General features: G+C 58.4%; 11 protein-coding genes. 6 read left to right on the top strand and 5 right to left on the bottom strand.

Going from position 1 to position 8,546, the window contains the following annotated elements; translation table 11 throughout:
• Positions 1-508: 508 nt before the first annotated feature.
• Positions 509-1,396 carry a threonine/homoserine exporter RhtA gene (gene rhtA / locus CRX69_RS11780; RefSeq protein WP_047228299.1) on the top strand — a complete coding sequence of 296 codons (888 nt, stop codon included), beginning with the start codon at positions 509-511 and terminating at the stop codon, positions 1,394-1,396.
• A gap of 166 nt (positions 1,397-1,562) precedes the next feature.
• A complete protein-coding gene (locus tag CRX69_RS11775) occupies positions 1,563-1,844 on the top strand; it encodes a hypothetical protein (protein ID WP_047228298.1) in 282 nt (93 codons plus the stop codon).
• 8 nt (positions 1,845-1,852) lie between these two features.
• Here CRX69_RS11775 and CRX69_RS11770 read toward each other — a convergent pair whose 3' ends face one another.
• Complete coding sequence (locus CRX69_RS11770) at positions 1,853-2,422, bottom strand: TetR/AcrR family transcriptional regulator (RefSeq protein ID WP_047228297.1); 570 nt, start codon at positions 2,420-2,422, stop codon at positions 1,853-1,855.
• Between the two features lie 90 nt (positions 2,423-2,512).
• Here CRX69_RS11770 and CRX69_RS11765 point away from each other — a divergent pair, with 90 nt between their 5' ends.
• A complete protein-coding gene (locus CRX69_RS11765) occupies positions 2,513-3,241 on the top strand; it encodes an SDR family oxidoreductase (RefSeq protein ID WP_047228296.1) in 729 nt (242 codons plus the stop codon).
• Between the two features lie 35 nt (positions 3,242-3,276).
• Entirely contained in the window at positions 3,277-3,867 is a 591-nt protein-coding gene (locus tag CRX69_RS11760; protein ID WP_107322054.1) for a 2-hydroxychromene-2-carboxylate isomerase, read from the top strand.
• Positions 3,868-3,876: 9 nt separating this feature from the next.
• On the opposite strand, the gene CRX69_RS11755 is transcribed toward CRX69_RS11760, so the two are convergent.
• The 4 genes from CRX69_RS11755 to CRX69_RS11740 form a co-directional block, all read right to left on the bottom strand.
• Positions 3,877-5,685, bottom strand: a complete 1,809-nt coding sequence (locus tag CRX69_RS11755) for an aminopeptidase P family protein (RefSeq protein WP_047228294.1) — start codon at positions 5,683-5,685, stop codon at positions 3,877-3,879.
• A gap of 109 nt (positions 5,686-5,794) precedes the next feature.
• On the bottom strand, positions 5,795-6,409 hold the full coding sequence (locus tag CRX69_RS11750) for a LysE family translocator (RefSeq protein WP_047228293.1): 615 nt from the start codon (positions 6,407-6,409) through the stop codon (positions 5,795-5,797).
• 101 nt (positions 6,410-6,510) lie between these two features.
• Positions 6,511-6,777 (bottom strand): hypothetical protein, encoded by a 267-nt coding sequence (locus CRX69_RS11745; protein WP_047228292.1) that lies wholly within the window; start codon positions 6,775-6,777, stop codon positions 6,511-6,513.
• 116 nt (positions 6,778-6,893) lie between these two features.
• A complete protein-coding gene (locus tag CRX69_RS11740; protein ID WP_047228291.1) occupies positions 6,894-7,259 on the bottom strand; it encodes an antibiotic biosynthesis monooxygenase in 366 nt (121 codons plus the stop codon).
• A gap of 96 nt (positions 7,260-7,355) precedes the next feature.
• Between CRX69_RS11740 and soxR the strand changes: the two genes are divergently transcribed.
• Together soxR and CRX69_RS11730 are read left to right on the top strand one after the other, a co-directional pair.
• Positions 7,356-7,808 (top strand): redox-sensitive transcriptional activator SoxR, encoded by a 453-nt coding sequence (gene soxR, locus CRX69_RS11735; protein ID WP_047228307.1) that lies wholly within the window; start codon positions 7,356-7,358, stop codon positions 7,806-7,808.
• A gap of 105 nt (positions 7,809-7,913) precedes the next feature.
• Complete coding sequence (locus tag CRX69_RS11730) at positions 7,914-8,375, top strand: VOC family protein (RefSeq protein WP_047228290.1); 462 nt, start codon at positions 7,914-7,916, stop codon at positions 8,373-8,375.
• Positions 8,376-8,546 lie beyond the last annotated feature (171 nt).

Genomic DNA, 8,546 nt, shown 5'->3' with positions numbered 1-8,546 from the left:
GGGGTTGAGCCTTTCGTCTCAACCGAGGCGCGCATTCTACAGCGCCCAGTGTATCTGTCAAGCGGTTATTTTAAGAAGTTTTCAAAGTTTCCTCTGCAACTTCAACCACTTGCGCTTCCGATCTCTCGTTAGCGGGAGGCGAATTCTACAGCGTTACTCGCTGCTGTCAACACCTCTTTTTGACGCTTTCGATCGAGAAGATCGAATCGTTAACGGAGCCAGGAAAACCGCCCCACTAACTGCTTCCCAAGCCTCGATGACCTGAAGCCCTGCGCCGCCTAAAATCGTTTAACTCATTGAAACTCAAGGAGTTTTTCGTTTCGACTGCGCCGGAAGTGGGGCGAATTATAGACGTCCAGAATTTGCCGTCAACCCTTAATTTGATTTTTCTATCCAGCCAGAAGCACCTCGCTGAAATCCTCCTTATATATAGACGGAATCGCTGCGATTGCGCAGTATATTGCGCAAACCAGCCTTCCCCCGCTTTTATCTTGGACGACGCTTAGCAATGACTCTCCCACATCGCAGCCTGGCAACCACTCTTTACCCGGTCGCCCTTCTATTGATTGCCATGGCATCCATCCAGTCGGGAGCTTCACTTGCCAAAAGCATGTTCCCGGTTGTGGGCGCACAAGGCACCACGACGCTGCGGCTTATCTTTGCCAGCCTCATCATGCTGTTGTTGCTGCGACCATGGCGCGCCAAGCTCTCAGCTCAATCCCTGCGCACCGTGATCGTCTACGGGATGGCGTTGGGCGGCATGAACTTTCTTTTCTATATGTCGCTGCAAACGGTTCCGCTGGGAATTGCCGTGGCACTGGAATTTACCGGCCCTCTGGCGGTTGCCATTTACGCTTCGCGGCGAGCCATCGATTTTCTCTGGATTGCCCTGGCGATCACCGGCCTGCTTCTATTGATACCCACCGGAGTCACCAGCAGCGGTATCGACCTGGTCGGTGCCGGTTATGCCCTGGGGGCGGGATTCTGCTGGGCACTGTACATCCTGTTTGGCCAGAAGGCCGGCGCGGACAACGGCGTGCAAACCGCCGCACTGGGGGTAATGATCGCGGCCCTCTTCGTCGCGCCTATCGGCATCGTCCACGCAGGGGCCGCATTACTGACGCCGAGCCTGATTCCGATCGCCATTGGCGTCGCCATTCTGTCCACTGCCCTGCCCTACACGCTGGAGATGATCTCCCTCACACGGATGCCAGCCCGTACTTTCGGCACACTCATGAGCATAGAACCTGCCTTCGGTGCGCTCTCAGGACTGGTGTTTCTTCAGGAGTACTTATCCCTGGCTCAATGGGCCGCCATTGGCTGCATTATCCTGGCGTCAGTCGGCGCAACGCTGACGATGGGTAGCGCCGCGAAGCCCGCCATCGCGGTTGATTGAGGCAGGATTTAACGAAGCTCTGGTATTTACCGCACATTTAGGCCATGTTTAGCCCGTAACCTAATGTCAGACATGGAATTTTCATACAGGACGTCACGAACGCTTAAAGCAAAAGCGAACACAATCGCAAGCAGACATAAGATCCGCGGCGGTGATAAGGACGGGAATGAAACGAATTTTGATATTGATCGTTGTGCTTGCAATTGCGGGCTGCGCAGCGACAACAAAGACTGAAGTCAAACGCGGTAAAAAGGGTTTGCACATCAACTGCTCCGGCTTGTCCTCGTCCTGGGAACAATGCGCCGCCAGCGCCGCCAATTCATGCGCCCCCAAAGGTTACAGGGTGATCGCAAAGTCGGGCGACGCTGTCGAGGAGCCGGGGGATTATCCTTTCGGACTCAACCCCGCCGGCTATACCAGTCGCAGCATGATCGTCATCTGTAAATAGGCAGCGGGTCAGTCGGGCCGCTGCTGGGCTATTCGACGACTGATCTCATCATGACTGGACTTGAGGACCTCACGCTGGATCTCTGGCGTGGCCAGCATGCGGGCGACAACCAACGCGCCCACGCATTGCGACAGAATGGCCCAAGACAGGCTTTCGCTTCCCAATATCCGCGCCCAGCTTTCATGCAAACGACAGATCCATGTTTGCGCCGCCTCCCTCACCTGCACATCGGACCGCGCGATCTCAGCGCCCAGCACCGGCAGCGCACACCCCGCCTCCGGCTGTTCGACGTGGCTCATGCTCAGGTACTGCTTGAGACATCGCTCCAGTTTTTGTGAGTCCAGAACCTTCTCACCGCTCAAGCGCTCCAGGCTTTGCGCCAACTCTCGCTCGACGATCGCCTTGAAAAGCTCATCCTTGGATGAGAAGTGACTGTAGAACGCCCCGCCGCTCAAGCCGATCGCCTTCATCAGGCCATCGACACCGACAGTGGAAAACCCCGATTTCTTGGCGGACATGGCACTGCTGGCGAGCAGTTTCTCTCGGGTCTCCAATTTGTGATTGGCTGAATAACGCATATATCTGGCCTCTGATTGCCCACCTTGACGCTTGCCGGATCTTAGCATAACGTCCGTTTAGCTAACGATCGTTTACCAATGAGGCTAATCATGAATAACAAGAAGGTCGTACTGGTTGTTGGCGCAGGCGATGCCACCGGAGGCGCAATAGCCAAACGTTTTGCGCAGGAAGGTTTCGTGGCCTGTGTTACCCGCCGCAGCGCTGACAAACTCGCGCCATTGGTCGATTCAATTCGGGCTCAGGGCGGTGATGCGCATGGTTTTGCCTGTGACGCGCGCAAGGAAGACGAGGTGGTCGCGCTGATCGAGCAAATCGAAAGCCAGATCGGTCCGATTGAAGCCTTTGTATTCAACATCGGCGCCAACGTGCCCTGCAGCATCCTTGAAGAGACCGCGCGCAAATATTTCAAGATTTGGGAGATGGCCTGTTTTTCCGGTTTCCTCAATGCTCGGGAAGTGGCCAAACGCATGGCCTCGCGCCAGCGCGGAACGATTCTGTTCACCGGGGCCACGGCGGGACTGCGCGGGGCTTCAGGGTTCGCCGCCTTCGCAGGGGCCAAACATGGCATTCGCGCATTGGCCCAAAGCATGGCCCGTGAACTGGGGCCGATGAATATTCATGTGGCCCATGTGGTGGTGGACGGCGCCATCGACACCGACTTCATTCGCGATAACTTTCCGGAAAAATATGCAACCAAGGATGCGGACGGCATTCTCAATCCCGAACACATCGCCGACAACTATTGGTATCTGCACGCCCAACCCCGCGACGCCTGGACCTTCGAGCTGGACCTGCGGCCCTGGAGCGAACGCTGGTAAACCGCCCCCCTCACAATAACAAGAGCGCAGATACCATGAGCAAATCCGTGGAGTTTTTCTTCGACCTCGGCAGCCCGACCACCTACCTGGCCTATACCCAACTACCGACCCTGTGCGCGCAAACCAACAGTCAGTTGATCTACCGTCCGATGCTGCTTGGCGGCGTCTTCAAGGCGACCGGCAATGCGTCACCGGTTACCGTGCCGGCCAAGGGGCCTTATCTATTCAAGGATTTGAATCGCTTCGCCAACCGCTACGGCGTTGACTTCAAGCTCAATCCGCACTTCCCGATCAATACGCTGTTACTGATGCGCGCCGTGACCGGCATGCAACTGCACCATCCCGAACGATTCGAGGCCTTCATCGATTGCCTGTTTCGCGCCCTGTGGGTGGACGGCCGCAATCTCAACGACTCGGCAACAGTCGCGGAGGTGTTGAACCAGGGCCATTTTGATCCCGATCATGTGCTGGCCCTGACGAGCAACGAGCAGGTCAAGGAATCACTCAAGATCACCACCGAAGAAGCGATTAAACGGGGCGTGTTCGGCGCCCCGAGCATGTTCGTCGGCGACGAGCTGTTCTTCGGCCAGGATCGGCTGGACTTCGTCCGTGAAGCCCTGGGCTGATGCCTTACGTCAGATCGCCTGCGTCCGCGTGTTCAGCCATTGCAGCGCGTCGCCTTCTAGCAACGGGCTCAATCGACGCTGAACCTCGGCATGGTAGGCGTTGAACCAGTCTTTTTCGTCCTGGGTCAGCAAGGACGGCTCCAGGCAACGCGTGTCGATCGGGCACAGGGTCAGGGTTTCGAACTCGAGGAAGTCGCCGAACTCGCTGCTCCCCGCCTCGCGATTCAACACCAGGTTCTCGATGCGTACCCCCCAACGGCCCGGACGATAAGTGCCCGGTTCGATAGAGGTGATCATGCCCGCCTGCATCGCTGTTTGCGGCGCGGCGGCGGCCTGATAGGCAATCACCTGCGGGCCTTCATGAACGTTGAGAAAGTAACCGACGCCGTGGCCAGTGCCATGACCGTAGTCCACCTGCTCGGCCCAGATCGGCGCGCGAGCGATGGCGTCCAGCAAGGGCGACAGAATGCCCCGTGGAAATTTGGCGCGAGACAAGGCAATCACGCCCTTGAGCACGCGAGTGCAATCCCGCTTCTGCTCCACGGTAGGCGTTCCGACTGGCACCATACGGGTGATATCGGTGGTACCACCCAGGTATTGGCCGCCAGAATCGATCAGCAGCAAGCCATCGCCCTCGATGACCGCGTGGGCTTGCTCCGTGGCGTGGTAATGGGGCATCGCGCCGTTGGCGTTGAACGCGGCAATGGTATTGAAGCTCAGTGAGACAAATTCCGGCCGGCGTGTACGGGCGGCGGTCAGGTGCTCATCGATGGTCAGTTCGGTAATGCGCTCGCGACCCCAGGCGCTTTCCAGCCAGGCAAAGAACTCGCAAAGCGCCGCACCGTCCTGCTCCATGGCCCGACGAATGTGCTCGGCGTCGGCCAGGCTTTTGCGAGACTTGGCCAGCGTCGTAGGGTTGAGTCCCTCGACCAGCTTCACGCCACTGTCCAGATTATCCAGCAAACCGACCGTGACCCGCGCCGGATCGATCTGCAGGCTCGCGCCACTGGGCACTTCCCGTAATGCGGCCGCCGCTTCGCTGTAATCACGCAGGGTCACGCCGTCCTGTTCAAGAACGGCACGCAGCGACGCATCGACCTTATCCAGGGCCACGAACAGCGTTGCCTGTTGCTGGCTGATCAAGGCAAAGGAAACGAATACCGGGTTGAACGACACATCCGCACCGCGCAAGTTGAACAGCCAGGCGATGTCATCCAGCGTGGCGATGAAATGCCACTGGGCACCGCGCTCCTTGAGGGTTTCCCGCAGCTTGGCGAGTTTCTCGACCCGGCTGACGGTCGCCTGCGGCGGCAGATGGGCATAAACCGGTTGGCTCGGCAGGCTTGGGCGGTCGCTCCAGGCCTCCTTGAGCAGATCCATGTCGGTGCGCAACCGCGCCCCGCGTGCCTGAAGCTTGTCGCTCAGGGTCCGGGCCGAGGCCACAGCCATGACCGCGCCATCAACCGCCACCGCTGCGCCTTCAGGCGTCTGTTCGGCCAGCCAATCCAGCGGGCCAGCCTGACCGGGAATGAGCTTGACCAGTTCAATACCGCTGCCTTCAAGCTCCTTGGTGGCCTGCTCCCAATAACGGCTGTCCGCCCAGACGCCCGCGAAGTCCGCCGTGACGATCAGAGTCCCAACCGAGCCATGAAACCCCGACAGCCATTGCCGTCCTTGCCAATAGCCCGGCAGGTATTCCGACAGATGCGGGTCGGCCGATGGCACCAGCAATGCGTGAATGCCTTCGCGATTCATCAATTGGCGGATTCGGGCCAGGCGCTGGGGAACCAGTCCATGGGTCAAAGGCTCGGTACTCATCGTTTCTCCTGCTCGTAAAATAGTGTTGTTCGCTTGCACCAAGGGCTCTGGATATCAACCACAGCGACTGATCAGCGAGCTTAACAGGCATCCGCCCCAAGCTCAGCCCTTAGCCGATGCTTTCGAGCAGCAACGGATACAACGAGGCGACCAATAACAGCGCCATCCCCCAGTTGAACAGGCGCAGCCAGCGACGATCACGCAAAAGATTGCGTAACAGGCTGCCGCACACCACCCACAGGCTTACGCTCGGCAGGTTGATCAGGGCAAACACCGCGGCGATAACCACCACATTGAAGAAATAACCTTGAAGCGGCGTGTAGGTGCTGATGGCGCCGATGGCCATGATCCAGGCCTTGGGATTGACCCACTGAAACGCCGCCGCGCCCCAATAGCTGATGGGCGTGCTGTCCCCTGGCCGGTTTTCAGAGACCGGCCCGGAGTGGGCGATTTTCCACGCCAGGTACAACAGGTAGGTCGCACCCACGTAGCGCAGTACGGTGTAGAGCAGAGGGTAGGTCTGGAACACCGCGCCCAGGCCAAGCCCCACCGCCAGCACCAGGGAAAAGAAGCCGCAGGTGATGCCCAGCATGTGAGGAATCGTGCGGTTGAAACCGAAATTGACGCCCGAGGCCAGCAACATGGTGTTGTTGGGACCGGGGGTGATCGAGGTCACCAGGGCAAACAGGGCGAAGCCCAGCAACAGGTCAAGCGAAAGGGTCATGGCAGGCATATCCAATGGGACGGTCAGTCAAGTCATGACCCTACCCCACGTCCTGAGCCAAACCCATGGACAGTTAGGCAAAACTTCGAGCAGTACAGTCCTCAGCTCGGCCGCCCAGACCGCTTCATGGCTCGCTCGGCGCTCATTTGCCCCTGGTCGTCGAATCCCACGTTTTTCTGCGAAGGACCGAGCAACTCGGCTTTTTTCGCGTGATATTCCTCAAACGACAGGCCCCGGCGATTCAAGGCTTCAAGGGCCAGTTCACGGGTTTCTTCGGCGGTGTAGGGGCGCAACTCCGGCGACGAAGAGGCGCAGCCGCTCAACACAGTGGCCGTTAACAGCAGCAAAACAGCAAAAGTCCGATTCATGGCAAGTATCCAATGTTCTGAAGTGGGGCGATGAACAAAGGCTACCCGCCGCCTTCACGCGGCAGAAATCAACCCGTTTGATAGTGGGTATTGCTGGCTCGGATCGTCCGCTGCGCTTAACCGACCAACTGGCAATGCAGGGCGTTGTCGGCACTGCGTTCGATGTTGCGCAACACCTGGAACGAGCCGAATGTCACGGCCTTGGCCCTGTGGGCCTGGATCAGCCGCCAGAAATCCTGCTCACCACGCTCGAAACTCTGAAACGCCGCTTCGCCCGCCTCGCGGTTTTGCCAATGCAAATAGTTGAGAACCCGTCGTCCGTCCTCGCTGACCTGGATACTGGCACTCAGAAATCCTGCATGCCCCCGGGCCAGCCGCTCGGTCTGCTCTGACAGGGCCGTCACCAGCGCCTGTTGCCATTGAGGTTCGATGTCGAACTCCATCAACTGGGTAAAACTCTGATTGTTCCTTGGTGATTGCATGAAAGGTCCTCGCTGTACGTAGGGCGGATCTTGCGGTCCGATGGCGTGCAGGGTAAAACCTCTAGTTAACTCAAGGTCAAGCAGAGAATGCAGGCGATGACACAGATAAACGTCCACAAGGAACTCACCGTCGGCCAAGTGGCCGCCCGCAGTGGCGTGGCCGTCACCGCCCTGCACTTCTATGAATCCAAGGGGCTGATCAAAAGTAATCGTAACCAGGGCAACCAACGCCGCTATCCACGGGAAGTGTTGCGACGTGTGGCGCTGATCAAGGTCGCCCAAGGCCTTGGCATTCCGTTGGCCGAAATCGGCAGCGCCTTGAAAACCTTGCCCGACGACCGCGCCCCAACGGCGAACGACTGGAAGATCCTCTCAGCCCAGTGGAGCCGCGAGCTGGATCAGCGCATCAACCACTTGATGGCGCTGCGCGATCGACTCAACGGCTGCATCGGTTGCGGCTGCCTGTCGATGGAAGGTTGCCCGCTGCGTAACCAGGGCGATGTGTTGGGCAAGCGCGGGCCGGGAGCGCATCTGCTGGACACGCCGTGAAACGTTCGTCGGGTCATGCGCCGCCCCCAAGTCGCTGTCCTATAGTGGATGGGCGCAAATCGGCGAGGCCCTCTTCGCCTCCCCATAACAACAAGGAGAAACGTCATGGGTGTCAAAGCCATTCCTGAAGGTTTCCATAGCATCACGCCCTACCTGGGCATTCAAAAAGCCGCTGAAGCCATCGAGTTCTACAAAAAAGCCTTCAATGCCACCGAGGTCATGCGCCTGGACATGCCGGACGGGGGCGTCGGTCATGCCGAGCTGCGGATTGGCGATTGCCCGATCATGCTCGGCACGCCTTGTGATCAAGGGCCGTTGCGTAACCCCGAACAATCAGTGCCGGTAGGCCTGCATCTCTATGTCGAAGATGTGGACAAAGCATTCGCCCAAGCGATTGCCGCTGGTGGCACGGTGATTTCCGAGGTCAAGGATCAGTTCTATGGTGATCGCAGCGGCACCTTGAAAGACCCCTTTGGGCATGTGTGGTTTCTGGCTACGCACAAGGAGGATCTGACTCAGGAACAGATTGAACAGCGGGCCAGGGAGATGTTTCAACAGCAGGGCTGACGGCCAACCTGCTCTTGTGGCGAGGGGCCCCATCCCCTTGCCGCAGTTTTTTTACATTTCCGCCCAGCCGATTTGCTGGAGCCAGGATGGGAAATACATCCGGTTCGCAAACGCGAAACATTTTCTTTCATCTTTCGCTTCAGGATTTCCATTGCTCGTTCGTCTTAATTA

Origin of the sequence: Pseudomonas rhizophila, assembly GCF_003033885.1 — a bacterium.
Classification (GTDB): Bacteria; Pseudomonadota; Gammaproteobacteria; order Pseudomonadales; family Pseudomonadaceae; genus Aquipseudomonas; species Aquipseudomonas rhizophila.
This window is presented reverse-complemented; position numbering and strand designations above follow the sequence as displayed.